At 71.4% G+C, this 23,803-nt stretch carries 24 protein-coding genes; 17 read left to right on the forward strand and 7 right to left on the reverse strand.

Translation table 11 applies throughout. From position 1 onward, the window contains the following. Window positions 1-23: 23 nt before the first annotated feature. Window positions 24-803, forward strand: a complete 780-nt coding sequence (locus ABZS66_RS09720; RefSeq protein ID WP_354756677.1) for an SDR family oxidoreductase — start codon at window positions 24-26, stop codon at window positions 801-803. 44 nt (window positions 804-847) lie between these two features. Continuing rightward, entirely contained in the window at window positions 848-1,180 is a 333-nt protein-coding gene (locus ABZS66_RS09725; RefSeq protein ID WP_354756678.1) for a non-heme iron oxygenase ferredoxin subunit, read from the forward strand. 11 nt (window positions 1,181-1,191) lie between these two features. On the opposite strand, the gene ABZS66_RS09730 is transcribed toward ABZS66_RS09725, so the two are convergent. After that, window positions 1,192-1,950, reverse strand: coding sequence for an SDR family oxidoreductase (locus ABZS66_RS09730; protein ID WP_354756679.1), 759 nt, complete (start codon window positions 1,948-1,950; stop codon window positions 1,192-1,194). 253 nt (window positions 1,951-2,203) lie between these two features. Between ABZS66_RS09730 and ABZS66_RS09735 the strand changes: the two genes are divergently transcribed. From ABZS66_RS09735 to ABZS66_RS09760, 6 genes are all read left to right on the forward strand, one after another. Next, on the forward strand, window positions 2,204-3,409 hold the full coding sequence (locus ABZS66_RS09735) for an ABC transporter substrate-binding protein (RefSeq protein ID WP_354756680.1): 1,206 nt from the start codon (window positions 2,204-2,206) through the stop codon (window positions 3,407-3,409). 19 nt (window positions 3,410-3,428) lie between these two features. Next, complete coding sequence (locus tag ABZS66_RS09740; RefSeq protein WP_354756681.1) at window positions 3,429-6,122, forward strand: branched-chain amino acid ABC transporter permease/ATP-binding protein; 2,694 nt, start codon at window positions 3,429-3,431, stop codon at window positions 6,120-6,122. Beyond that, window positions 6,119-6,823, forward strand: coding sequence for an ABC transporter ATP-binding protein (locus ABZS66_RS09745; protein WP_354756682.1), 705 nt, complete (start codon window positions 6,119-6,121; stop codon window positions 6,821-6,823). Before ABZS66_RS09740 ends, ABZS66_RS09745 begins: the two co-directional genes overlap by 4 nt. An 88-nt stretch (window positions 6,824-6,911) precedes the next feature. Continuing rightward, window positions 6,912-7,874, forward strand: a complete 963-nt coding sequence (locus tag ABZS66_RS09750; RefSeq protein ID WP_354756683.1) for an alpha/beta hydrolase — start codon at window positions 6,912-6,914, stop codon at window positions 7,872-7,874. Window positions 7,875-7,916: 42 nt separating this feature from the next. Next, entirely contained in the window at window positions 7,917-8,234 is a 318-nt protein-coding gene (locus ABZS66_RS09755) for a hypothetical protein (RefSeq protein WP_354756684.1), read from the forward strand. After that, on the forward strand, window positions 8,231-9,217 hold the full coding sequence (locus ABZS66_RS09760; protein WP_354756685.1) for an amidohydrolase family protein: 987 nt from the start codon (window positions 8,231-8,233) through the stop codon (window positions 9,215-9,217). The genes ABZS66_RS09755 and ABZS66_RS09760 overlap by 4 nt, the downstream gene beginning before the upstream one ends. Before the next feature lie 79 nt (window positions 9,218-9,296). On the opposite strand, the gene ABZS66_RS09765 is transcribed toward ABZS66_RS09760, so the two are convergent. After that, the gene (locus ABZS66_RS09765) at window positions 9,297-10,490 is read right to left on the reverse strand and encodes an FAD-dependent oxidoreductase (protein ID WP_354756686.1); all 1,194 of its coding nucleotides are present in this window, start codon (window positions 10,488-10,490) and stop codon (window positions 9,297-9,299) included. Beyond that, the gene (locus ABZS66_RS09770) at window positions 10,487-11,242 is read right to left on the reverse strand and encodes an IclR family transcriptional regulator (protein WP_354756687.1); all 756 of its coding nucleotides are present in this window, start codon (window positions 11,240-11,242) and stop codon (window positions 10,487-10,489) included. Before ABZS66_RS09770 ends, ABZS66_RS09765 begins: the two co-directional genes overlap by 4 nt. A 278-nt stretch (window positions 11,243-11,520) precedes the next feature. Here ABZS66_RS09770 and ABZS66_RS09775 point away from each other — a divergent pair, with 278 nt between their 5' ends. From ABZS66_RS09775 to dmpG, 3 genes are read left to right on the forward strand one after another with little or no spacing between them, the layout of a single operon-like run. Beyond that, window positions 11,521-12,351, forward strand: a complete 831-nt coding sequence (locus tag ABZS66_RS09775) for a fumarylacetoacetate hydrolase family protein (protein WP_354756688.1) — start codon at window positions 11,521-11,523, stop codon at window positions 12,349-12,351. Next, window positions 12,348-13,292 (forward strand): acetaldehyde dehydrogenase (acetylating), encoded by a 945-nt coding sequence (locus ABZS66_RS09780; protein ID WP_354756689.1) that lies wholly within the window; start codon window positions 12,348-12,350, stop codon window positions 13,290-13,292. The genes ABZS66_RS09775 and ABZS66_RS09780 overlap by 4 nt, the downstream gene beginning before the upstream one ends. Beyond that, window positions 13,289-14,299, forward strand: a complete 1,011-nt coding sequence (dmpG, locus tag ABZS66_RS09785) for a 4-hydroxy-2-oxovalerate aldolase (RefSeq protein WP_354756690.1) — start codon at window positions 13,289-13,291, stop codon at window positions 14,297-14,299. The genes ABZS66_RS09780 and dmpG overlap by 4 nt, the downstream gene beginning before the upstream one ends. Before the next feature lie 23 nt (window positions 14,300-14,322). Here the strand turns inward: dmpG and ABZS66_RS09790 are convergent, their stop codons facing one another. Further along, on the reverse strand, window positions 14,323-15,279 hold the full coding sequence (locus ABZS66_RS09790; RefSeq protein WP_354756691.1) for an NADP-dependent oxidoreductase: 957 nt from the start codon (window positions 15,277-15,279) through the stop codon (window positions 14,323-14,325). 154 nt (window positions 15,280-15,433) lie between these two features. On the opposite strand from ABZS66_RS09790, the gene ABZS66_RS09795 reads away from it, so the two are divergent. Next, window positions 15,434-16,297: a LysR family transcriptional regulator gene (locus ABZS66_RS09795; protein WP_354756692.1), complete on the forward strand. Its 864-nt coding sequence runs from the start codon at window positions 15,434-15,436 to the stop codon at window positions 16,295-16,297. 14 nt (window positions 16,298-16,311) lie between these two features. Here ABZS66_RS09795 and ABZS66_RS09800 read toward each other — a convergent pair whose 3' ends face one another. Next, window positions 16,312-16,881 (reverse strand): TetR/AcrR family transcriptional regulator C-terminal domain-containing protein, encoded by a 570-nt coding sequence (locus tag ABZS66_RS09800; protein ID WP_354756693.1) that lies wholly within the window; start codon window positions 16,879-16,881, stop codon window positions 16,312-16,314. 50 nt (window positions 16,882-16,931) lie between these two features. On the opposite strand from ABZS66_RS09800, the gene ABZS66_RS09805 reads away from it, so the two are divergent. The 3 genes from ABZS66_RS09805 to ABZS66_RS09815 all read left to right on the forward strand — a co-directional run bounded on the left by ABZS66_RS09805 (window position 16,932) and on the right by ABZS66_RS09815 (window position 18,957). Next, complete coding sequence (locus ABZS66_RS09805) at window positions 16,932-18,182, forward strand: FAD-dependent monooxygenase (RefSeq protein ID WP_354756694.1); 1,251 nt, start codon at window positions 16,932-16,934, stop codon at window positions 18,180-18,182. Beyond that, on the forward strand, window positions 18,179-18,571 hold the full coding sequence (locus ABZS66_RS09810) for a RidA family protein (RefSeq protein WP_354756695.1): 393 nt from the start codon (window positions 18,179-18,181) through the stop codon (window positions 18,569-18,571). Before ABZS66_RS09805 ends, ABZS66_RS09810 begins: the two co-directional genes overlap by 4 nt. Window positions 18,572-18,633: 62 nt before the next feature. After that, window positions 18,634-18,957: a PadR family transcriptional regulator gene (locus ABZS66_RS09815; RefSeq protein WP_354756696.1), complete on the forward strand. Its 324-nt coding sequence runs from the start codon at window positions 18,634-18,636 to the stop codon at window positions 18,955-18,957. Between the two features lie 815 nt (window positions 18,958-19,772). On the opposite strand, the gene ABZS66_RS09820 is transcribed toward ABZS66_RS09815, so the two are convergent. After that, window positions 19,773-21,620, reverse strand: a complete 1,848-nt coding sequence (locus ABZS66_RS09820) for an MDR family MFS transporter (protein WP_354756697.1) — start codon at window positions 21,618-21,620, stop codon at window positions 19,773-19,775. 53 nt (window positions 21,621-21,673) lie between these two features. Here ABZS66_RS09820 and ABZS66_RS09825 point away from each other — a divergent pair, with 53 nt between their 5' ends. Both ABZS66_RS09825 and ABZS66_RS09830 read left to right on the forward strand, forming a co-directional pair. Continuing rightward, window positions 21,674-22,174 (forward strand): MarR family transcriptional regulator, encoded by a 501-nt coding sequence (locus ABZS66_RS09825; RefSeq protein ID WP_354756698.1) that lies wholly within the window; start codon window positions 21,674-21,676, stop codon window positions 22,172-22,174. Between the two features lie 21 nt (window positions 22,175-22,195). Then, window positions 22,196-23,107, forward strand: coding sequence for an NADP-dependent oxidoreductase (locus tag ABZS66_RS09830; RefSeq protein ID WP_354756699.1), 912 nt, complete (start codon window positions 22,196-22,198; stop codon window positions 23,105-23,107). Between the two features lie 19 nt (window positions 23,108-23,126). Here the strand turns inward: ABZS66_RS09830 and ABZS66_RS09835 are convergent, their stop codons facing one another. After that, on the reverse strand, window positions 23,127-23,786 hold the full coding sequence (locus ABZS66_RS09835) for a TetR/AcrR family transcriptional regulator (RefSeq protein WP_354756700.1): 660 nt from the start codon (window positions 23,784-23,786) through the stop codon (window positions 23,127-23,129). Window positions 23,787-23,803 lie beyond the last annotated feature (17 nt).

Raw genomic sequence — 23,803 nt, forward strand, 5'->3', positions numbered from 1 at the left:
CGCCGGAAACGGAGAACCCCCACGTGCAGTTCAACAACCGCACCGCGATCGTCACCGGCAGCGCCAGCGGCCTGGGCCTCGGCATGGCGAGCTATCTGGCCGAGGAGGGCGTCCGGGTCTGCCTGGCCGATGTCGACGGGGTCCGCCTGGAGAAGGTCCTGCCCACGATCCCGGTGGTGGCGCAGGGCCCGCATCTGGGCGTCACGGCCGATCTGAGCACCCGGGCCGGAGCCGAACTGATGGCCGAGCGGGCCGTCGCGGAGTTCGGCAAGGTCGACATCCTGGTCAACAACGCGGGTGGTGGCGTGATCCGGCCGACGCTGGAGCACACCGAGGAGACGCTGCGGCAGACCATCGACCGCAACCTGTGGACGATGACCTACTGCACGCTCGCGATGCTCCCGCACCTGCTCGGCAACGGTTACGGTCGCGTGGTGAGCATCGGAGCGGAGTCCGTGCGCAACGGCCTCTGGCAGCACGCGTTCTACAGCGCCGCCAAGGGTGGTGTGCACGGCTTCAACTCGGGCCTGGCGCGCGAGTTCGCCGAGACGGGCGTGACGTTCAACGTGGTCTCCCCGGCGATGGTGCTCACTCCGCAGTACCACGAGTTGGTGGGCACCCTCGCACCGGACGCCCGGGCCAGGCAGGACGCCTTCGTCGAACAGATCCGCGGTTCGATCCCGATGGCCCGCGGCGGCACCGTGCGGGAGGTCGCGGCGGCCGTGGCCTTCCTGGCCTCCGACGACGCGAGCTACGTCACCGGTCAGGTGGTCAGCGTCAACGGCGGAAGCTCGATGCTCTGACAAGATGAGTGACCTCGTGGCCGCTCAGGAAGGACCAATCGCACATGGAACGGCAGCTTGCCTGTCGCGTGGACGACCTCGCCGACGGTGAGTGCCTGCGCGCCGACACGGACCCGCCCGTCGCCGTCTACCGGGTCGGCGGCGCGTTCTACGCCACCGCCGACTCCTGCTCGCACGAGGAGTGGTCCCTCGGCGAGGAGGGCGAGGTCGACGGGTTCGAGGTGACGTGCTCACTGCACATGGCCCGCTTCGACGTTCGGGACGGCAGGGCGCTGTGCCTGCCGGCGATCCGCGCCCTGGAGACCTACGCGGTCGAGGTCGTCGACGGTGACGTGTTCGTCGCGCACCGCCGGACCGCGGACACGCCGGCGGTGTGACCCGCCGCGGGTCAGGCGCCGAGCATCCGCATGCCACCGTCGACGCTGATCACCTGTCCGGTGATGAACCGGGCGCCGTCACCGGACAGGAAGACCAGTACCGGGGCCAGGTCCCGCCGTGCGTCACCCATCGCGCCGCCGAGCGGGATCAACGCCTGCATCCGCTGGTCGAGGAGTGTGCCGCCCGCCGGGCCGAGATGGTCGCGCAGCCGCTGCGCATTGGTGGTGTCGACCACCGGGTTGACCGCGTTCACGGTGACACCGCAGGCGGCCCAGGCGAGTGCGGCCGAGCGGGTCCAGGCGTGAACGCCGGCCTTCGCCGCGGCGTAGGCGGAGGACCGCGGGTTCCCGGCGATCCCCTCGACCGAGCCGAAGTTGATGATCCGGCCACCCCGGTCCCGCATGAGCTCGAACGCCGCCTGGTTGGTGAACACCGTCGACTTGAGGTTGACGCCGAGCATGAGGTCCAGGTCATGTTCAGTGAGCTCGCCCGGTGCGCCGGGAGCCCACAGCCCCGCCGCGTGGACGAGCACGTCGAGCCGCCCGGCGGACCGGCGGATCGCCCCGAACGCCGCCGTGGTCGCGGCCTGATCGGTCAGGTCACAGGTCAGCCAGGTGGCACGCTCGGCGATGTCCGCACCCGGGGCCGAGGACCGCTGGAACGCGTAGACACGGGCCCCCTCGTCCGCCAGGGCCGCCACGGCCGCGGCGCCGGCCCCGGTGGCGGCACCGGTCACCGCGATCACCCGTCCCTCGAGCTGCCCGGCCATGCGCTCTCCTTTGACCCGCGAATCGTGCTGCGACCGTAGAGGCCGCCGCGGGCGGGCGGAAACCTGCCGTTCCTCGCAACGGAACCGAGTCTGGCCGGAGGCCCGATTCCGCCATCCAGAACAGCGGCATGTCTGCGCCTGTGATGGTGCTCATACGGTGGCGTCCTCCGCAGGGCCATCCCGCGGAGCCGGGAGTTTCGGCTGGTGCGCATGCCATGCGGAGCCCGGGACGCCTCGAAAGGTGGAAACTCCGATGAAGAGAAAGAGAACCCTCGCAGCCGTCGCGGCCCTCGCCGTCGCCTGCGCGCTTGCCGGATGTGCCGATGACGACCCGGGCTCTGCCGGGTCCGGCGGCGACATCACCGTCGCGTTCATCGGGTCGACGGAGTCGCAGGTGTACAGCTTTCCCGAGTCCTCCGACGCCGCGAAGGCACGGTTCGCGGCCGTCAACGACGCGGGAGGCGTGAACGGCCGCAAGATCAACTTCATCTCGTGCAACGACAAGGCCGACCCGAACGAGGCCGCCGCATGCGGCCGCAAGGCCGCCCAGGCGAAGGCCGTCGCGGTCATCGGTGGCATCTCCGCCGCCGGCGACTCGCTCACCAGTGCCCTCGAGTCCGCCAAGATCGTCTACACCGGGAACCGCCCGCTCAGCCCGGGTGAGCTCCACAGCTCGGTCGCCTTCCCGCTGGTCGGTGGCGGTTCGTCGACCGCCGGAGGCGCCGGACTGTACGCCGTGGACACACTGAAGTGCCGGTCGATCTACGTGATCGACGGTGACGTCCCCGGCAACCGCGCTGTCGCGGCCTCGTTCAAGGCCGGCGTCAAGGCCGCTTCCGGCAAGGAGCCCCGGGAGACCGTCACCCCGGCGACGTCCTCCGACTACGCCCCGGCCGCGGCTGCCGCCGCCGGCGCGGGCGCGGACTGTGTGTACTTCGCCATCTCGGTCCCGGAGATGCCGAAGGCGATCCCGGCCTTCCGCAGGGCACTGCCCGGTGCCACGCTGATCACCAGCTCCGGCAACCTGCCCGGCCCGATCATCAAGGCGCTGGGTGCCGACGCCGAGGGCTTCGTGCTCTCCGACTCGCAGATCCCGGTCACGACCACGGGCAACGAGTACCTGGACCGGTTCCACGCCGAGATGACCAAGTACACGCCGAGCGCGACCCAGAGCCCGTTCGCGCTCTCCTCCTGGATGGGTGCGGACCTCCTCGTCAAGGTCATGACCGGGGCCGGCGGCGACGTCGACGCGGCGTCCGTGCTCGACGCCTACCGCAAGCTGGGCAGCGTCGAGGGGCACGGCGTCATCGGCGACTTCTCGTTCTCCGACAAGGGCCCGCTGTCGGACACCCCCAGGCTGTTCAACCTGAAGTACACGGTGTTCAAGGTTGTGAACGGTGTCCCGACGCTGGCCGGCGCCGCGCAGTTCGGGGACGCCAAACCGGCCCTGGAGGCGTGATGCCGGAGGAGAGGTACCTGTGGACGTCGTGAACCTCGTCATCCTCGGCCTGTGCGCCGGTGCGATGATCAGCCTGTCGGCCCAGGGTGTGGTGCTCGTCTTCCGGGGCTCAGGTGTGCTCAACCTTGCCCACGCCGCCATCGGCAGCCTCGGCGCGTTCGTCTACTGGGAGCTCGAGGTCAACCACTCCCTCCCGTTCGCGGTCGCGGTCGTGGGGGCGACCGCGGTCGCGGCGGTGACGGGGCTGGTGGTGTACGCGGTGGTGATCCGGCCGCTGCACGGAGCGTCGACGCTGACCAAGCTGGTCGCGACGCTCGCCGTGCTGGTCGTCATCCAGTCGGCACTGCAGCTCAAGTACGGCTCCGACCAGTTCATCGTGCCCAACCCGCTGCCGGACCAGAACGTCAGCCTCGGTGGACTCGATGTCCGCGGCGACAAGCTCATCCTGCTCGCGATCTCGATCGTGGTCACCGTCGCGCTGGTGCTCGTCTACCGGCGGACGCGGTTCGGGCTCGCCACCACCGCCACCGCCGAGAACGCCCGCGGCGCGGCCGCGCTCGGCATGTCGCCCGGCTTCGTCGGCGCGGCCAACTGGTGTGCCGGTGCGGGTATCGCCGGCTTCGCCAGCGCGATGATGGCACCCGCCCTGCAGGTGCAGCTGGCCAGCCAGGTGAGCCTCATCGTCCCGGTCCTCGCCGCGGCGCTGATGGGCGGCATGCGGTCGTTCGGCTGGACCTTCGCCGGCGGCGCCGTGATCGGCATCGCGCAGGCGCTCGTCGGCCGCTACGTCGACACGCCCGGCTGGGGCGATGCGGTTCCCCTGGCCATCATCATCGCGGTCATGGTCGCGCGGAGCACCGGTATCCCGAGCCGGCCGCAGCCCCGGGAGACCAGACCCCGGGTCGGATCCGGGACGATCCGCCCCCTGCTCGTGGTGGCCCCCGCGGCAGCCGTGTTCGTGCTGCTCAACTGGGTGCTCCCGGTGGAGTACGTCGACGCGGTCACGCTGACGCTCTGCGTCGGACTGATCCTGCTGTCCAGCGTGGTGATCACCGGGTACGCCGGGCAGCTGTCGCTGTCCCAGTTCACGCTCGCCGGCGTGGGCGCGGTCACCGCCGGGCTTCTCGTCAGCGAGCTCGAACTGCCGTTCCTCGTCGCCCTGGTCGCGGGCACCGTGCTCGCCTTCCCGATCGCACTGCTGATCGGTGCCCCGGCACTGCGGACCCGCGGCATCAACTTCGCCATCACGACGCTGGGCATCGCCTCGGCGTTCCAGGGCGTACTGTTCCTCAACAGCCGGTACACCGGCGGCGACTACGTGACCGTGCCGGTGCCCGCCATCTTCGGCTGGGAGATGGACAACTTCCTCCAGCCGAGCCGGTATGCCACGTTCGCGCTGGTGCTCGTGGTGCTGGCGAGCCTGATGGTCGCCAACCTCCGGCGGAGCCAGACCGGCCGGAAGCTGCTCGCCATGCGCTCCAACGAGCGCGCCGCCGCCGCGATGGGCATCCACGTCTACGGCACCAAGCTCTACGCCTTCGCGCTCTCCGGATCGATCGCGGCGCTGGGTGGCATCCTGCTGATCTTCCGGCAGACCAGCCTGAGCTACATCGCCCAGTTCCAGCCGATCCAGTCGATCAACGGCGTGCTCTACTCGGTGGTCGGCGGTGTCGGCTACGTGGTCGGGCCGTTGACGGGCTCCCTCGGCCAGCCCGCGAGCATCGTCCCGACCATCTTCCACGGGCAGGGCGACACCTTCGCGCTCTGGCTGAGCCTCGTCCTGGGACTCGGCACGATCAAACTGGTGCAGGACGCGCCGGACGGCCTGGTGGGGCTCATCAGGCAGCATCTCGGCCGGTTCGTCTTCCGCAAGCGGCAGCCGGGCACGAGCGCCCTGGTTGCCCGGGACGAGGTACCGCTCCGGGTCGCGGCCCGCGCCCTGGAGATCCGTGACCTCGACGTGCGGTACGGCGGGGTGACGGCCGTGAGCGGATTCAGCTGCACCGTCGAACCGGGCACGATCCACGGCATCATCGGGCCGAACGGTGCCGGCAAGACCTCGCTGGTCGAGGCCGTCACGGGCTATGTCACACCGGCCCGCGGTACCGTGCGACTCGGCGACCTCCCCCTTGACGGATCGAGCGTCCACGCGCGGGCTCGCGCCGGGCTGGGCCGGACGTTTCAGAGTCTGGAACTCTTCGACGACCTGACCGTCGGGGAGAACCTCCTGCTGGCGTCCGGCGGCCACCGAGTCTCGGCGCTCGCCACCGACCTGGTCTACCCCCGCAAGGTCGCCTTCTCCGACGCGGCGCGGGCCGCGATCCACGAGTTCGGGCTCGAACGGGACCTCGACCGGCTCCCCGACGAGCTGTCCTACGGCCGGCGGCGCCTCGTCGCCATCGCCCGGAGCGTCGCCGCGGGGCCGTCGGTGCTGTGTCTGGACGAGCCGGCGGCCGGCCTCTCGGGCGTGGAGCGCGGCGAACTGTCCGAACTGCTGCGCCGGCTCGCCCGGGACTGGGGCATCGCGATCATCCTGATCGAGCACGACGTCGACCTGGTCATGTCCGTGTGCGATCACATCACCGCCATCGACTTCGGTCGTACCATCGCGAGCGGTACGCCGGCCGAGGTGCGCTCGGACCCGCTGGTCCTGGCCGCGTACCTCGGGGCCGAGCAGCCAACCGCCCCGGAAGGTGTCGAGGTGCCCTCATGAGGACCGTCGCCGAACCCGTCGTGCTCGAATGCCGGGGGCTGACCGCCGGCTACGGCGCCGTCCCGGTCGTGCGGGAGGTCAGCATCTCCGTCGCGGCCGGCGAGGTGGTGGTCCTGCTCGGGCCGAACGGCGCCGGCAAGACCACGACGATGCTGACCCTGGCCGGTGACCTGCCGCGCATCGAGGGCGAGATCCTCTTCAACGGCGACGGCCGGAGACTCCCGCTGTACCAGCGCGCCCGTCGCGGCCTCGCCTTCATCACCGAGGAGCGCTCCGCGTTCATGTCGCTCACCGTGCGGGAGAACCTCCGGCTCGGCCGGGGCGGGGTGGACGCGGTCCTCGACCTCGTTCCCGAGCTCGCTCCGCTGCTGGACCGGCGGGTCGGACTGCTGTCCGGCGGGGAGCAGCAGATGCTCACCGTCGGCCGGGCGCTCGCCGCGCGCCCCACGGTGCTGCTCGCCGACGAGCTGTCGCTGGGTCTCGCACCCAAGATCCTCGACCGTCTGCTCGCGCTCGTTCGCCGGGCCGCCGACGACGGCGTCGGCGTCCTGATGGTCGAGCAGCAGGCGCGCAAGGCGCTGCGCATCTGCGACCGGGGATACGTGCTGAGCAAGGGCCTGGTGTCGATGGAGGGCACCGCCGCGGAGCTCCTGCGGCGGCTGCCGGAGATCGAGGCGGCCTACCTGTCCTCGCGAACGTAGTTCCACCTGGCGAAATACCCCGGTTGTCGGCGTCCGCGGCGGGGCGCAGCCTTTGACCCGTAGGAAAGCGAGTGGAGGAGGAGCGGACATGGCGTTGACCGAAGAGGGCATCATCAGGATTCCCGGGCTGTTGAGCCGCTGGGTGCAGCTGGGCGACGGTCAGCGGGCGCACTACATGACCGCCGGCGAGACCGGCCCGGCGGTGATCCTGCTGCACGGCGGCATCCCCGGCTCGTCCGGGGCCGCCGGCTGGCGGCTCATGGCGCCGCTGCTCGCGGCACAGGGCTTCCGGGTGTACTGCCCGGACCAGCCCGGTTTCGGCCTGTCGGACAACCGGCGGCAGTACTGGCCGGTCAACGGCCCCTACACGCACGTCGACTTCATCAACCGGTTCGCCGACGCGATGTGCCTCGACGAGTTCCACATCTCCGGCAACTCGATGGGCTGTATCAACACCGCGCACTACGTCGTGCGGTACCCGCACCGGGTCAAGAGCTTCATCCTGATCGCCGGCCCGGTCGGGGACCTCGTCAGGTTCGAGGCACAGAAGCAGCTGAAGGCGAAGGTCGGCTGGGAGAAGGGCGACCGGGACACCATGCGGGCGATGATGCGCTCCATCATCCACCACCAGGAGGAGATCACCGACGACCTGCTCGAGATGCGGATGCTCGCCGCGGACAACCACAAAGAGGGCTGGGAGGCATGGCAGCGGGTCAACAACTTCGGCGAGGTGGACCCGGACGTCGCTCTCGCGCTCTCGACCAAGGACCGGCTCGACCGCAGTACGATTCCCGGCATCTGCCTGTACGGCACGAACGACGCGATCCTGCCGGCCGAGGACCTCGGCTTCCAGGTCGAGGACGCCCTGCCCCGGGTACAGTTCTTCTATCCTGAGGACTGTGGCCATCAGGGCCAGACCGACCAGCCGGAGCTCTTCGCCCAGGTCTTCACGGAGTTCCTCAGCACCGGGCGGGTGTCGCGAGCCACCGCCGACAAGGCCGGCGTGTCGAAGCGCCGTCCCGAGATTCCCGCGCTGGTCGAGCAGGCATGAGCGCCGGTCCGGCTGGCACCGGCGGCTGTCGAGAGGGTGATCATGCAGCTCCTCAAGCACGATCCTGACGGGCCGCACAAACTGGTCCGGGTCGAGACGATGGGATGCGCGGTCAACGTCCTCGTCGGCCTCCACGACGAGAACGGCACCCCGGTGATCGCCGTCGAGGTGGAGCCGGCCCTCCCGGACGAGCTCGGCCGGGTGTGGGAGGCCAATGGGCCGGCCGTCGTCCTCGTGCGATGCCTCGGCCGGCAGGACGAACGGCCACCGGCCGAGGCTGTCGAGGACGATCGCCACGTGGCGAGCCTGCACGATCTCCTCGCCGCCGGGACCGAACCCCGCGAGATCATCACCCCATGACGACGCCCCGGCCCCAACTGCCACCGGGCGCCCGCGTCGACGTGCACACGCACGTGGTACCGCCGCTTCCGCCCGCGCCCAGTGCCGAGTTCCCGGTGTTCGAGGAGGATGCCGGGCTCGGCCGGCTCAGTGTCGCCGGGCGGGTGGTGCGCACCGTCCCGCCCGAGGCGTGGTCGCTGGAGCGGCGCACGCTGGAGCTGGACCGGCGGGGCATCGACCACCACGTGCTGTCCCCGCTGCCTCCGCTGGTGGCCCTCGCGGGCACGGCACGGGAGGCCGGGGACTGGACCGACCGGCTGAACGAGTCCATCGCGGAACTGGTCGCGCCGCACCGCGCCCGGTTCAGCGGGATGGGGATGGTCGCGCAGGCACACCCGCAGCTGATGGCCGGTCAGGTGGAGCGGGCCCACGAGGCCGGGTTGGTGGGCGTCCTCATCGGCACCGATCTGGGCGGCCGCGAGCTGGACCATCCCGACCTCGGCGACTTCTTCGAGGCGGCCGAGCGTCTGGGCATGCTCGTGTTCGTCCACCCGATCGCCACGACCCTGGACGACGCGGTGGGGGAACGGATCACCGGTGCGGAGGTGCGCTTCGGCCTGGGGATGACCACCGACACCGCCATCGCGGCGTCGAAGCTGGTCTTCGGTGCGGTGCTCGAGCGGCACCCCCGGCTCCGCGTGCTCCTCGCCCACGGTGGCGGCACGTTCTACTGGGCACTGTCGCGGGCGCGGCGGCTGATGTCACCGGCCGGCGTCGAGGCGCTCGCGAAGCGGCTGTCGAACGTGTATGCCGACAGCGTCCTGTACGACGTGCGCAACCTGCGGTACGTCCTCGATGTCGCCGGCAGGTCCCAGGTGCTGTTCGGCACCGACTATCCGCTGCCGGCCGAGGACGTCACCATCGTAGAGCGGCTCGACGAGCTGGCCCCGGACGAGGCGGCCGCGGTGCGGGGTGCCAACGCCCGCTCGCTGCTCGGCTGCTGACCTCCCGGTTCAGGCCTGCGGGTTCAGGCCTGTGGGTTCAGGCCTGTGGGTTCAGGCCTGTGGGTTCAGGCTTGCCGGTTCAGGCGAGGGCGGCGAGCTGGTCCCGGACGAAGTCCGCGGCCGGGACCCGCTGCTGGATCGCCTTGCGGGCACGGACGACGATCCTCGGGGCATCGATGGCGAGCACCGCGGTGAGCACCCCGTCGCGGGACCAGGCCGCGGCGCAGAGCGCGCCGCCCGTCCCGATGAGCTCGACGTCGTCCCCTGCCGCGGACCGCCCGACCACCTGCAGCCGCCGGCCGAACTGGTCGGACCACACGTACGGAACGGCCGTCGCCGTGACGGCGTCGCCGACGATGCCGCCGGCGATCACCTCGGCGTGCTCGTTGGCGTTGGTCCAGTGCTCGATGCGTACCTCCCGTCCCAGCGCGGGATGAGGCCAGGAGGCGACGTCCCCGGCGGCGTACACCCGGGGCGTGGAGACCGAGCGCAGCCCGGCGTCGCAGCGCACCCCGTCGGACACGGCGACCCCGGAGCCGGCCAGCCACGCGGTGGCGGGGGAGACGCCCACGCCGAGGAGGACCAGGTCGGCGTCGACCTGTGTGCCGTCGGACAGCATGATCGACTCGACGTGGGTGGCGCCGCGGGCCTCGACGACGGAGACGTTCGTGCGGACCACGACGCCGGAGTCCTGGATGATCCGGCCCAGCGCGGTGCCGACCCGCTCGCCCAGGCTGACGGCGAAGGGTGCCGCCTCGCGCTCGATCATGGTCACGTCGAGGCCGCGTTTGCGGGCCGCCGAGGCGAACTCCGCGCCGATGAACCCGCCGCCGACCACGACCACGCGCGGGGCCCGGTCGAGCGCTCGCCGCAGCGCGACCGCGTCGTCGAGGGTGCGCAGACAGTGCACGCCGTCGAGGCCGGCGCCGGGAACGGGCAGCCTCCGAGCGGTGGCGCCGGTCGCGACGACCACCGTCTCGTACGGGACGGTGTCGCCGCCGGCGAGCACGACCCGCCGGCGGACCGGGTCGAGCCCGGTCGCCCGCTGTCCGAGCAGCAGCTCGACGCCGAGCCCCTCCAGCTCGCCGTCGGCGGTGAGGTACGGCACCGGTGCGTCCGGCGCGGCCATGAAGTCCTTGCTCAGCGGCGGGCGGTCGTACGGCCGCTCCGGCTCGTCGCCGATGAGGACGATCGGCCCGTCGTACTCCTTGCGCCGCAGCGCCTGCACGGTGCGCAAGCCGCTCAGCGACGCGCCGACGACCACGACGCTCACAGCGTCAGCGTCCGTCCGATGCCGGACGCCGCGCGCATCAGTTCGCGAACGGCGCCTGTGGGGACGGTCGAGGTGACCGGGAAGGTGATCGAGATGGCGGCGACCGCGCTCGGCCGGGAGTCCAGGATCGGTGCCGCGAAGCACTGCGCCGCGATGCTCGAACCCGCCTGGTCCACCGCGTAGCCGTGGGTGTGCACGTGCTCGAAATGGCTCTGCAGGATATGCGTGTCGACGATGGTGTACGGCGTGAGCCGCGGTACCGGACTGGACAGCACGGAGTCCTGGTCGGTGGGGGTCGCGTGCGCGAGCAGCGCCTTGCCGAGCGCCGTGCAGAGCGCGGGGACCCGCCCGCCCACGCGACTGGGCAGCGGGATGGTCGCGTGCCCGTAGATCTTCTCGATGTAGAGGACGTCCGATCCGTCGAGCACCGCGAGGTGGACGGTCGCGTCGGTGGCCTTGTACAGGTCGACCATGAACGGTATGGCGTTCTCCCGCAGGCTCCGCGGGCGCGTGTCGGCGATGAGGTTGCCGAGTTCGAAGACCGACCGGCCGAGCATGTAGCGCCCGTCCCGCTTCTCGACGAACCCGTGCTCGACGAGCACGGCGAGCAACCGGTGTGCGGTGCTCTTGGACACCTCCGCGCGCTCGGCGATCTGGGAGACGCCCAGGAGGACCCCGGAGCCGCGGAACGAGTTCAGGATCTGCAACGACTTGCCGACGCTCGACAGGGAGCCGCTTTCCGGGAGGCTCACCGCGGGCCGAGGACGGCTGTCGTGTATCGGGGCGAGAGTCTGTGTCATGACGTCCCTGTTTCGGTCTGGTGACGTTTGTGGTGACCAACATAAGCTATCAACACGTACGTTGAAACTATCCGGACGGCCCATTCAGAGTTTTCCTGGAGGCTGTCAACGCAAGCGTTGATCGGGGTGGTCGTGAAGGTCAACCACGGGGACAGGCTGTCGCAGACATGTGTGCCGCAGACCGGAACGGCGGGCCTGGGATCCCCTCCGGACGGACCGATACTGGCGCAATGTCACTCGCTACCCGGCCTGGGGCCGCGGCCCGAGAGGCCGCCGACCGGCTCCTGCGGGCGGCCGCGGCAGGCACCCCGTGCGCGCCGATCCGCGACCTGATCGCGCCCGGCGACGTCGTCACGGCGTACGCCGTGCAGCAGCTCGTCGTCGAGGCACGGGTTTCCGCCGGCGCCCGCATCGTCGGCCGCAAGATCGGGCTGACCTCGGAGGCCGTCCAGCGGCAGCTCGGTGTGGACACGCCGGACTTCGGCGTGCTCTTCGACGACATGGCGTACGACGAGACCGCCACCGTCCCGATGGGCCGGCTGATGCAGCCCAGGATCGAGGCCGAGATCGCCTTCGTGCTCGATCGCGACCTGGCCGGCGGGAAGGTCGGCGTCCCGGTGACGGCCGCCGAGGTCCGTTCGGCCGTCGCGTATGCCGCGCCGGCGCTCGAGATCGTCGACAGCCGGGTCGCCGGGTGGGACATCAGCCTCGCCGACACCGTGGCCGACAACGCTTCCAGCGGACTGTTCGTCCTGGGCGAGGCGCGGCTCGCGCTCAGCGAGTTCGAGCCTGTGACCGCGCAGATGCGCATGACCGTCGACCGTGACGTCGTGTCAACCGGATCCGGCGCGGCCTGTCTCGGCGATCCCCTCGACGCCGTCGCCTGGCTGGCCACCACCGCCCGCGACCTCGGCAGCCCGCTCCTGGCCGGCCAGGTCATCCTCTCCGGCGCGCTCGGCCCGATGGTGCCGGTCACCGCGGGGAGCCACGTACGCGCGGAGATCACCGATCTCGGGAGCGTCTCAGCGACGTTCGGTGTCGAAGTAGGAGGACAGCATTGAGCGTGAAGGTCGCCATCGTCGGCTCGGGGAACATCGGTACCGACCTGATGATCAAAATCCTGCGAACGTCCCGGGCGCTGGAGATGGGAGCGCTGGTCGGCATCGACCCGGCCTCCGACGGCCTCGCGCGGGCGGCCCGCCTCGGCGTGCCGACGACGGACAACGGCGTCGCGGGCCTCATCGCCCTCCCCGGATTCGATGAGATCGCCATCGTGTTCGACGCGACCTCGGCCGGAGCGCACAAGGCCAACGCGGCGGCGCTGGCACCGTACGGTAAGCGGCTCGTCGATCTCACCCCCGCGGCGATCGGCCCCTTCGTCGTACCCGCGGTGAACCTCGACGGCAACCTCACGGCGGACAACGTCAACATGGTGACCTGCGGCGGTCAGGCGACGATCCCGATCGTCGCCGCGATCTCCCGGGTCGTCCCGGTGCCGTACGCCGAGATCGTCGCCTCGATCGCGTCGCGCTCCGCCGGACCCGGCACGCGCGCGAACATCGACGAGTTCACCGAGACGACGAGCCAGGCGATCGAGTCGGTCGGCGGCGCGACCCGCGGCAAGGCGATCATCGTGCTCAACCCGGCCGAGCCTCCGCTGATCATGCGGGACACCGTGCTCTGCCTGATCGGCGAGCCGGACCCGGCCGTGCACGACCGGATCCGTGCCTCGATCCACGACATGGTCGCGGCGGTCGCCGGCTACGTCCCGGGATACCGCCTCAAGCAGGAGGTCCAGTTCACGGCGGTGCCGCCGGACCAACCGGTGCACACCCTGGTCGGCGACGTCGCGGTGACGCATCAGGTCTCCGTCTTCCTCGAGGTCGAGGGCGCGGCCCACTACCTGCCGGCGTACGCCGGGAACCTCGACATCATGACCTCGGCCGCGCTGCGGGTCGGCGAGCGGATCGCCGAGCGGATCACTGAGGGAGCGCGGGTATGAGCCAACCGCCCCGGCTGTTCATCCAGGACGTCACCTTGCGCGATGGTATGCACGCGATCCGCCATCGGATGGCGCCGGGCCACGTCGGCCAGATCGTCGCGGCGCTCGACGCCGCGGGGGTGGACGGCATCGAGGTCGCCCACGGTGACGGGCTCGCCGGCGGGTCTCTTACCTACGGCCCCGGGTCGAACACCGACTGGGAATGGCTTGAGCAGGCCGCGGCGAACATCACCAACGCACGGCTGACCACGCTGCTGCTCCCCGGTATCGGCACCATCCACGAGCTCCGGCGTGCCCACGACCTCGGGGTGCGCTCCGTGCGGATCGCCACGCACTGCACCGAGGCCGACATCTCCGCCCAGCACATCGCGACGGCACGGGACCTGGGCATGGACGTGTCCGGGTTCCTGATGATGAGCCACCTGGCGCCACCGCAGGAGCTGGCGCGCCAGGCGGCGCTGATGGAGTCCTACGGCGCCCATTGCGTGTATGTGACCGACTCCGGCGGACACCTGCTCATGGACGGGGTACGGGAACGCGTCCGGGCCTACCGGGACGCGCTCGCCGCGACCACGGAGGTCGGCATCCACGCGCACGAGAATCTGTCGCTGTCGGTGGCCAACTCGATGGTCGCCGTCGAGGAGGGAGCCACCCGGGTCGACGCCTCGCTGGCCGGCCAGGGTGCCGGCGCGGGTAACTGTCCCATCGAGCCCTTCGTGGCCGTGGCGACGCTGCTCGGCTGGGAGCACGGCTGCGACCTGTTCGCGCTGCAGGATGCGGCCGAGAGCCTGGTCCGGCCGCTGCAGGACCGGCCGGTCCGGGTCGACCGGGAAACCCTCACCCTGGGCTACGCCGGGGTCTACTCCAGCTTCCTGCGGCACGCCGAGACCGCCGCGGAGCGCTACGGCCTCGACGTGCGGTCGATCCTGTTGGAGGTCGGCCGGCGGGGCCTGGTCGGAGGTCAGGAAGACATGATCACCGACATCGCGCTGGACCTGACCGCTTGAAGCGTTCAGCCGGTCCGGCATCCTCAGACCTGCAGCACGGTCTTGCCGCGTAGATCTGTGACTTCGAACCTGCCGGCAAGGGCTCGCGGCGCCGCTTCGAGAGGGAGCCGCGCGCCGATGACGGGTCGGACGGTGCCCGCCGTGACGAGGCCGGAGATCTCGGCGAGCCGCTCGGGCTTGCGGTCGAGCCGATAGTTCTCGGTGCGGAGACGCTGGTCGGTCAAGAGGTGTTCGTCGACGCCGAAAGCGGTCGACAGTAGCGCGCCGCCGTCCCGTACCGCGCCGGCCGCGAGGCGGGTAGCCGAGCGGTCGCCGACGACGTCGAGAACGGCGTCGAAACCCTCGGGAGCGAGGCCTCGTAGCGCCCGGTCGAGCGGCTCCGCGCCGCGGACGACGATCTCCGCGGCGCCGAGTTCGCGGACCTGCTCGGCGTGCCGGGCGGACGCCGTCGCGACGACCCGGATCCCCGCGGCCGCGGCGACCTGCACCGCGAAGGTGCCGACGCCTCCCGTCGCGCCGATGACCAGCAGCGTGCCGCCCTCGGGTACCTGCAGGTGGTCGATCGCGCCGACGGCGGTCATGCCGGAGGTCGGTAGCGCGGCCGCCATGTGGCTCGGCAAGTCGTCGGGGATGGTTGCCAGCGCACCGAATGCGGGCGCCGCCTGCACGACGCAGCACTCGGCGAAGGTGCCGAATCGCAGCGGTTGGCTCCAGAACTGGCCGAACACGCGGTCGCCGACCTGAAACTGCGTGACGCCGTCGCCGACCGCGGTCACGGTGCCGGCACCGTCCATGCCGAGCGTCAGCGGGAAGCGGTACTCGCCGAGCGCCGCGAGGGATCCAGAGGCGATGGCCGCGTCGAGCGGATTGGTCGCGGCCGCGTCGATAGCCACCTGCACCTGGCCGCCGGCGGGTTCCGGCACGGGGCACTCCATGAGCGCCGGGGTGTCGCCGAAGTGCTTGATGCCGATCGCGCGCATGCTGTTGGTTTCCGTTCTGTCCGCGGTCGCTGCTGCTCGGGCTGCATCAGCCTGCGACCGGGGCCGGGTCCCGGAGAACGACCGATCCGGTACCGACTATGACCAGAAAGGTACCAATCGCGGCGTCGGCCAGGCACTACGCTGAGGCGTGGCGATGGAGTCCCGGGCCTTGCGCTACTTCGTCGCCGTGGCGGAGGAACGCAACTTCACCCGTGCCGCCGCGCGGCTCGGCATCGCCGGCCCCGCGCTGTCGCGAGCGATCCGCAACCTCGAGGCCGAGCTCGGAGTTCGCCTGTTCGAACGCTCCACGCGCACGGTGGAGCTGACGGAGCCCGGCGCGGTGCTGCTGACCCACGGGCGGCCGGCCCTGGAGGCGCTCGACGCGGCAGCCCGCCGGGCGGTGCGGGCATCGGCACCGCATCGCAGCCTGCTGCTCGCGGTCAAGGCGGATACCGACGGTGGCCTCTTGGAAGACATCCTCGCTGCGGCGGCCGCCGAGCCCGATGCCGAGCCCGTCGCCGTGCGCCTGTGCGGCTGGCGGGAGCACACCCGGTTGCTGCGGACGGGCGAGGCCGATGCGGCGCTCATGTTCGAGCCCTACGATCCGGCCGGCATCGACGTGGACGTCGTCGCGGTGGAGCCTCGCGTGGCGGCGCTGCCCGCCGACCACCCCCTCGCCGGGGCCTCCCGGGTACGCCTGGCCGACCTCGGCATCAGCGCCGAGGACGTCACCGAGCGGGCCGAACGCGACATCGGCGAGCTCGCCGTGCACGACCTTGCGCAGCTGCTCGCGCTCGTCGGGCTCGGCGCGACGGTGACGGTGCTGCCGAGGTCGGTCGCCGCCCGGTACCCCCGGCAGGCGGTGGCCTACGTCCCGATCGAGGACGCCCCTCCCGCCGCGCTCGTCATCGCCTGGCCGGAGCACTCCCGCAGCCGCGGCGTGGCGGCGCTGGTCCGCGCGGCGACGGCCGTCGCCGAGTCGCACGGCATGGGCACAGCCGCCGACGCATCGCGGTAGGCGCCCGCCGGGCCTCAGTGGAGCAGTTTGGCGACGCCGAACTCGAAGCGTTCCTCGAACGACGACTCGATCAATGCCGACGCTACGCGTCGGAGCGCCGGGCGCTGCCCGACGTCGAGGTCGATGGTGGATCGACCGGGCAGTGCCTGCTCCTCCTGGGTGAGACCGAGCGTGAAGTAGATGAGGCTCCAGCAGGTCCAGGCGGCCTGCTGCTCCGGCAGGCCGCCGTCCAGGATCGCCGCGACCAGGGCCTCGGCGAAGTTCAGGGTGGCCGGCTCGGCCGGGTAGGTGCCGGTGACGACCGTCGCGCCGTCGCGGTGGGCGAGCAGGGCGTGCCGGTAGCGGCGGGTGAGCTCGACGGCCCGCTCTCGCCAGTGCGCCGGCAGGTCGTCGAGGGAAGCCTCGCCGACGATCGCGTCGGCGACCAGCTCCATCAGCCGGGCCTTGCTCTTGGCGTGCCACAGGACGGTGTTCATCCGGACACCGAGCCGCTCGGCGATCGTCCGCATGGAGATGGCGGCTGCTCCTCGTTCGTCGAGGATCGCGAGCGCAGCCTCCACCACATCCCCTTGACTCTTGGTCACTGACCTAGTGTACTCAAGGCGCATTGTTGGTCAGTGACCAAGGAGATGTCATGGAAGATGTCGCCATCGTCGGTGCCGGGCCGACCGGCCTCTGGCTCGCGGCGGAGCTGCGGCTGGGCGGGGCCTCCGTCACCGTCCTGGAGGTCCGGCACGAGCGCGACCCGAACTCGAAGGCGCTGACGATCCACCCCCGCACGGTCGAGATCTTCGACTGTCGTGGCGTCGTGGAACCGTTCCTGGCCGAGGCGCTGCGCATCCCGAACGGCCACTTCGGTGGGCTGCCGGACCGGATGGACTTCTCGGTGCTGGACACGCCGTATCCCTTCACGCTGGCGTTGCTGCAGGCCCGCACGGAGGAACTGCTCGAAGCCCGCGCCGAGGCGCTGGGCGCGACCATCCGCCGAGGTGTCGAGGTCGTCGGGCTCACCACCGCCGGCGTGGAGCTGGCTGACGGCAGCGTGGTCGCGGCGCGCTACGTGGTCGGTTGCGACGGTGTTCGCAGCACCGTACGCGCGGCCGCGGGCATCGACTTCCCGGGCACCGATGCCACGACCTGGGGTTGGCTCGGCGACGTCGTGCTCGACGCCCCGCCCCAGCGCGGCTTCGCCAACATCGCCGGTGCCGACGGCGGCCTGATGATCGTGCCGCTCCCCGGCGGGATCCACCGCCTCGTCGGCGGAGACCCGGGCACCGACCGACCCGAATGGGCCGGTGACCTCACCTTCGACGAACTGCGGGCGACCGTCCGACGGATCGCCGGCACGGACTTCGGCATGCGAGACCCGGTCTGGCTGTCCCGCTTCGGCAACGCGACCCGGCAGGCGGCCTCATATCACCAGGGCAACGTACTGCTCGCCGGAGACGCCGCCCACATGCACTTCCCGACCGGGGGTGTCGGCATGAACGTCGGCATCCAGGACGCGCACAATCTCGGCTGGAAACTCGCGGCGGTCGTCGCCGGCCGCGCGAGCGAGGCCCTGCTCGACACCTACCACGAGGAACGGCACCCCGTCGGAGCCGACCTGCTGGAGCACACCCGGGCGCAGACCGCCCTGATCACCGCGTACTCACCCGAAGGGCAGGCCCTGCGGGCAGTGCTGAGCGGGCTGATCGCCACGGCGCCGGACCTGTCGCGGGAACTGGCCGAGCGGCTGTCCGGGCTGAGCGTCACGTACGCGACCGGCAAACGCGTCCCCAACCTGAAACTCCCGGACGGCAGCACGCTCTTCGAGAGACTCCGCACCGGGGAACACGTGAAGACCGAAGCGGGACTCGTCCGGCCGGACGGACATCTCGCGTGAGCATCGAGCGCCTCAACCCCGCGGGGCTCGTCGCCATGCCCGACCTCATCAGCCAGGCGGTCACCAGCACAGGCCGTACCCTGGTGTACCTCTCCGGCCAGGTCGCCTGGGACGCCGACGGCAACCTGATCGGCCCGGGCGACCACGCGGCACAGGCGGCGAAGATCGCGGAGAACATCACGGCCGCGCTGGCGGCGGCCAACGCCACCTGGGACGACATCGTCAAAGAGACGATCTACGTCGTCGACTACCGGCCCGAACTGGTCCCGGTCATCTTCGGCGCGCTGCGGCGCGGGCCGGCGCCGGCGAGCACGCTCGTCCCGGTCCCGGCACTGTTCCAGCCGGGCTATCTGATCGAGGTCGAGGTGGTCGCCGCCATCGAAGGCTGATCCAGCTTCCAGGGGCGGGCGAGCGGCTCGACAGCATAACTCTGACTATGTAGAGTTAACGCATGGCTCGTAGTCGACGACCCTCCGCGCAGACCACGGCGGTGGTCCTGGCGTTGGCGGCGCAGCCGTCGGCGTGGCGGCACGGCTACCAGCTGTGCCAGGAACTGGACCTGAAGCCCGGCACGGTGTACCCGATCCTGATGCGGCTGGCGGACCGGGGGCTGCTGGAGGCGACCTGGGACACCGATGTCCCGCCGGGCCGCCCACCACGCCACAGGTATCGGCTGACCGGCTCCGGGCGTGCACTGGCCACCGAGCTCGCGGCGGCAGCCACCACACAGGCACCCCGGCGCGTGGATCCGACGGTGAGGTGGCAGGGAGCATGAACTGGACGCTGCGCAGGTTCCAGGTCGTCACCGTCGGCGTCATCGCTGCGGTGTCGACCGCCTTCTGGGTCGGCACGGCCATATCGGCCGGCAGGTCCGCGGACGGCAACCTGTCCCTGCTGGTCCTCTCGACGGGGTTGTGGGCGGGTAGTGCGCTGCTCGTGCTCAACCGCTGGTGGTCGACGACCGGCTACGGCTCGTCCGCGCTCGACGCGCCGGAGGCCCTGCTCGCGGTCGCCGTGGCGCTGATGCCCGGGCGCCGCCGCGAATGGGGTCTGGCCATGCTGGCCGAGATGGCCGAGGTGCGGGACCGGGCGGCCCGGTGGCGATTCGCGCTCAGCAGCGTGCGGGCCACACTGTTGCTGCGACCCGCCGGCGGCTGGGGAGTGACGGCGGCGCTGGCCGTCCTCGTCGTGTTCGCGGTCGGGGCGACCGGACCGGCGCTCGCCACGAGCATGCCTGAGCTGGGTGTCTTCGCGGCCGGCTTCGTCGGAGCCTTCGGTGCCCTGGTCACCGTCACGGTGGCCCGCTCGGCCCGGGTGCAGGTGGCGCCGCTGCCGGCGCTGCTGGTGACCGCAGCCGTGGTCGCCGCCGTCGCGCTGACCGTGGAGTTCCTGCGCCGCGACCCGGGTGCGGTCACGCAGTTGGCGCCGACCTCGGCGGTGCTCCTGGCCGCCGTGCTGGGCGGTTGTGTGTGGTGGGCGGTGGCCTCGCCCCGGCCGGCGCGCCCCGACCGCACCGCGCCCCGCGTCGGCGTCGGTGCCGCGCTGGTGTGCGGCGCCGCGCTCCTGCTGCTGATCCGCACCGCCTACGACTCAGGCCTTCCGGAACCGGTGCGCGCGGCGGCAGGACTCCTGGGGGCACTCTGGATCGTCCTCGGACCGTCCGCCGCCCTCTTCGTCGCCGCGTTGCTCGGCGCCCGCGCCGGCCGGTCGTTCCGGGCCGGCGTGCGCGCCGGCATCTGGGTCGCCCTCGCCTGCGCGCCACTCATCTACGCCGTCTGGCTGCACGAGTCGCTGCGCATCTATGCCGACCTCGCGGGGGACGAGCGAGGCGGGCTGCTCCTTTTCGGCGACGGCGTATCCCCGGCCGAGAACCTGAGCGCCGCGCGGAACTGGCTCGTCGCCGTCCTGGTCGTCGTTCCGGTCGCGGTCCTCGGCGCCGAGCTCGGATCGCGGCTGCGTCGACCTCCCCCCGGTTCCGTACCGTCCCCGAGCCCCACGCCGGCCGTCGAGCCGTGACGGCCGAATGCGTGTTCGTGCGGGCAGGAGGGCGGGCAGGAGGGCGGCGCAGGGCAGCAGCAGGAGCGCGAATCCGGCGGTCCACCAGAAGGTGTTCGCGTACGGGTGGACGCCGCTCGGGTCCCGGGTGGCCTGCTGCTGGAGGATCACGGCGACCACGGCGGTACCCAGGGCGGCGCCGACGCGCTGGATGACGTTGACGATGCTGGTGGCCTGCGGGATCGCGGCATGGGGGAGCTGGTGGTAGGCGGCTGCCATCGCCGGGATGCCGACGGCCGCCATGCCGATGCCGCGCAGGAGCAACGACGCGCTGAGGACGATGTCGTTCGGGTCGGTCGGCAGCAGGGCGAAGGGGACGGTTCCGGCGGCGGTGATCAGTGCACCGACGACCACCAGCGGCCTGGGGCCGATGCGGTCGGCCAGCCGGCCCACGACGGGTAGCGCGGCGGCGGTGCCGATGCCCTGCGGGGCGAGCACGAGGCCGGTGGTGAGCGCGTCGAATCCGCGGGCCTGCTGGTAGTAGAGGGGGAGCAGGAGCATCGAGCCGTAGAGTGCCGCGCCGGTCAGCGAAGACAACACCGCGGACGCGCGGAGCGACCGGTACCGGAGCAGGCGCAGGTCGACGACGGGTGCCTTGGCGCGCAGGGCGTGTACGGAGAACGCCGTGAGCAGCCCGAGGCCGATCGCGACCGGGACGGTCGTGCCGGCATCGACGAAGCTGGACCGCTCGCCAGCCTGTGCGAGGCCGTAGACCAGGGCGAGCACGGCCGGTGACAGCAGCGCGATGCCGAGCACGTCGAGCGGGCGGCGGCCGCCGTCGACCGGGTCGGCGGGCAGCGCCCGCAAGGCCAGCACGAGCGCGGGTACGCACACCGGTACGTTGATCAGGAAGATCCATCGCCAGGACAGCCCGTCGAGCAGCAGGCCGCCGAGCACCGGCCCGACGATGGGGATGAGGTTGCCGGGCACGGCCACCAGCGCCATGACTCGGCCGAACCGTTGCGCGCCGGCGGCCTGCGCCAGGATGAGCTGGGTCAGCGGAAGGATCATGCCGGCGCCCAGGCCCTGCAGTACCCGGAAGATGATCAGGCTCGGCGCGGACCATGCGGCGCCGCACAGCACGGACCCGGCCAGGAACAGCGCCAGCACCGCCAGCCACGTCCGGCGGGCACCGAAGCGGTCGACGCACCAGCCGGTGAGCGGGATGACCAGCGCCATCGCCAACAGGTAGGCGGTGGACACCCACTGGACGGTGGAGACCGGCGCTGCGAACGCCTTGCCGAGCTGATCCAGCGCGACGCTGACCACCGTCGTGTCCAGCAGCGCGGCGACCGCGCCGAGCAGGACGATCCCGGCGAGCCGCAGGAGCGCCGGGTCGAGCCGATCGTCAAACGGCCGCGGGCCGGGAGGGTTGGTTGGCATGCCAACAGTCTGATACTTTGATGGCATGCCAACAAGTTGGGTGGGGTGAGACCATGACCACGGCACCCGGCGCGGGCGGCGCCCGGCCGCCGCACATCGGCATCAGCGTTGCCGAGGCGCCACTGAGCTCGCTCATGCTGCAGCTCGTGCGGGCGCACGCCGCGATCGCGACCGCGATGCTGCAGCAGATCGGCCTGGTCGCCCCGCAGGAGCTGGTCCTGCTGTTCCTGCAGGAGCACGGGCACACGCCGCAGTCGGAGATCGTCTACTTCCTCGGTCGCGACCGGTCCACCGTCACCAACACCTTGCAGGCGATGGAGCGCGCGGGCCTTATCACGCGAACGCCGTCACCGAGCGACAAGCGCTCGATGGTCGTGAGCCTGACGGGCAAGGGTCGCCGGCTGTGTCCACGCATTCGCGAGATCTGGTCCGAACTGGAGCGGATGGCGTTCGGCGGGCTCACCACCCGGCAGCGCGCCGGCCTGACCCAGCTGTTCACCGATGTCCGGAAGGGGCTGCCGCCCGCCGGGGGCGGTCAGCCGTCTCCCGCCTGACCGACACCCAGGAGCGTTCCCATGGCCATGGCGATCGTCTTCGCCGAGTACGGCGACCCGCAGGTCCTGCAGCCGATCGACATCGACCCACCCACCGCCGCAGCCGGCCAGGTCCGCATCCGGGTCAGGGCCGCCGGCGTCAACCCGGTCGACGTCAAACTTCGCCGCGGCGACTTCGCCGCCGTCATGCCCGCCGACTTCCCGTCCCGCATCGGCAACGAGTACGCCGGCATCATCGACCAGATCGGTGACGACGTGACCGGCTTCGCGACCGGCGACCAGGTCCTCGGGTCGGCCACCGGTCAGTGCTACGCCGAGTACGTCGTCGCCGACGCCGCGGACGTGGTCCACAAGCCCGCCATGATGCCGTGGACCGTGGCCGCCGGTCTTCCCGCGGTCGGCCAGACCGCACACACGGCGCTGCGCCAGCTCGCCGTCGGTGCCGGCGACACCGTGCTGATCCACGCCGCGGCCGGCGGAGTCGGCACTGTCGCCGTGCAACTGGCCCGCCTCTGGGGCGCCTCGGTCATCGGTACCACCAGCGAGCGCAACCACGACTATCTGCGCTCGCTCGGCGCGACCCCGGTCGTCTACGGTGACGGCCTCGTCGAACGGATCCGCGCAACCGTGCCGGGCACCGTCGACGCCGCGCTCGACGGCGCCGGCGGCGAAGCGATCACCGCGTCGCTCGCCCTCGTGCCGGATCGCCACCGCATCGGCACCCTCGTCGACGCGGAAGCGGCGAAGCGGTACGGAATCCAGCGCGTCGGCGGCCGTTCAACCACGGCTCTGCGCGAGCTGGTCGCGCAGTACGAACACGGCCGGTTGCAGCTCCCGATCCACGCGACGTTCCCCCTCATCGAAGCCCATCTCGCACATCGCGAGGTGCAGACCGGACACGTCCGCGGCAAAGTCGTCCTGACTATGCCCTGACACGCCCGCGCGCGAGCGCTCACTCCATGGCGGGAGGCCGTGCGTGCTGACGGCCGGCCGACGGACCCTGGCCCGGGTGGTGGACGAGCGACGCGAGGACGATCTCCCGAGCCGCGCGGACCGTGGCCGCGAAGGTGGCCGGGTCCCGCCCGATGCGTTCGGCGCCCGCGCGCATGACACCGGACAGCAGCTCCACCGCGAGGTGCACGTCGCCGACGTCTCGGAACTCTCCGCGCGCGATGCCGGCCCGCACGACGTTCTCCACCTCGACCACGATCGCGTGGAAAGGGCTGTCCGGCCCCTTCGGCACCTCGGCGAACGGCAGACCGGAGCCCGGCCGGAGCATCAGCTGCGTGACCGGGTCCGTGAACGCCTCCAGGACCGCCACGATGATCTCCCGCATCCGCTCCGCGGCCGGGTCCGCGGACCGCGCGGCGATCGCGGCCACCCGCTCGACCGCGGGCCGGCCCTCTCGCTGGGTCAGCGCCAGGACCAGCGCGCTCTTGTCGCGGGCGTAGTTGTACAGCGTGTTGCGCGCGAGCCCGGCCCGGGCCGCGATGTGGCCCATGTTGATCGAGTCGTAGTCGCGCTCGAGCAGCAGTTGCCGCATCGCCTCGGCGAGGTCGGCCCACACCAGCTCGTTGTGCTCCTCGATGCTGGCTCCCCGGATCCGCGGCATCGGATCATCCTCTCCCA

The sequence above is a fragment of the Dactylosporangium sp. NPDC005572 genome (assembly GCF_040605515.1).
In the GTDB taxonomy this organism is placed as follows: Bacteria; Actinomycetota; Actinomycetes; order Mycobacteriales; family Micromonosporaceae; genus Dactylosporangium.

What these genes read in the sequence shown, in the direction of transcription:
- ABZS66_RS09730 (WP_354756679.1), bottom strand. Translation starts at nt 1,950, where the DNA reads ATGGCCGGGCAGCTCGAGGGACGGGTGATCGCGGTGACCGGTGCCGCC.
- ABZS66_RS09835 (WP_354756700.1), bottom strand. Translation starts at nt 23,786, where the DNA reads ATGCCGCGGATCCGGGGAGCCAGCATCGAGGAGCACAACGAGCTGGTG.
- ABZS66_RS09755 (WP_354756684.1), top strand. Translation starts at nt 7,917, where the DNA reads ATGCAGCTCCTCAAGCACGATCCTGACGGGCCGCACAAACTGGTCCGG.
- ABZS66_RS09775 (WP_354756688.1), top strand. Translation starts at nt 11,521, where the DNA reads ATGTCACTCGCTACCCGGCCTGGGGCCGCGGCCCGAGAGGCCGCCGAC.
- ABZS66_RS09745 (WP_354756682.1), top strand. Translation starts at nt 6,119, where the DNA reads ATGAGGACCGTCGCCGAACCCGTCGTGCTCGAATGCCGGGGGCTGACC.
- ABZS66_RS09795 (WP_354756692.1), top strand. Translation starts at nt 15,434, where the DNA reads ATGGAGTCCCGGGCCTTGCGCTACTTCGTCGCCGTGGCGGAGGAACGC.
- ABZS66_RS09825 (WP_354756698.1), top strand. Translation starts at nt 21,674, where the DNA reads ATGACCACGGCACCCGGCGCGGGCGGCGCCCGGCCGCCGCACATCGGC.
- ABZS66_RS09750 (WP_354756683.1), top strand. Translation starts at nt 6,912, where the DNA reads ATGGCGTTGACCGAAGAGGGCATCATCAGGATTCCCGGGCTGTTGAGC.
- dmpG (WP_354756690.1), top strand. Translation starts at nt 13,289, where the DNA reads ATGAGCCAACCGCCCCGGCTGTTCATCCAGGACGTCACCTTGCGCGAT.
- ABZS66_RS09735 (WP_354756680.1), top strand. Translation starts at nt 2,204, where the DNA reads ATGAAGAGAAAGAGAACCCTCGCAGCCGTCGCGGCCCTCGCCGTCGCC.
- ABZS66_RS09725 (WP_354756678.1), top strand. Translation starts at nt 848, where the DNA reads ATGGAACGGCAGCTTGCCTGTCGCGTGGACGACCTCGCCGACGGTGAG.
- ABZS66_RS09820 (WP_354756697.1), bottom strand. Translation starts at nt 21,620, where the DNA reads ATGCCAACCAACCCTCCCGGCCCGCGGCCGTTTGACGATCGGCTCGAC.
- ABZS66_RS09790 (WP_354756691.1), bottom strand. Translation starts at nt 15,279, where the DNA reads ATGCGCGCGATCGGCATCAAGCACTTCGGCGACACCCCGGCGCTCATG.
- ABZS66_RS09830 (WP_354756699.1), top strand. Translation starts at nt 22,196, where the DNA reads ATGGCCATGGCGATCGTCTTCGCCGAGTACGGCGACCCGCAGGTCCTG.
- ABZS66_RS09815 (WP_354756696.1), top strand. Translation starts at nt 18,634, where the DNA reads ATGGCTCGTAGTCGACGACCCTCCGCGCAGACCACGGCGGTGGTCCTG.
- ABZS66_RS09805 (WP_354756694.1), top strand. Translation starts at nt 16,932, where the DNA reads ATGGAAGATGTCGCCATCGTCGGTGCCGGGCCGACCGGCCTCTGGCTC.
- ABZS66_RS09760 (WP_354756685.1), top strand. Translation starts at nt 8,231, where the DNA reads ATGACGACGCCCCGGCCCCAACTGCCACCGGGCGCCCGCGTCGACGTG.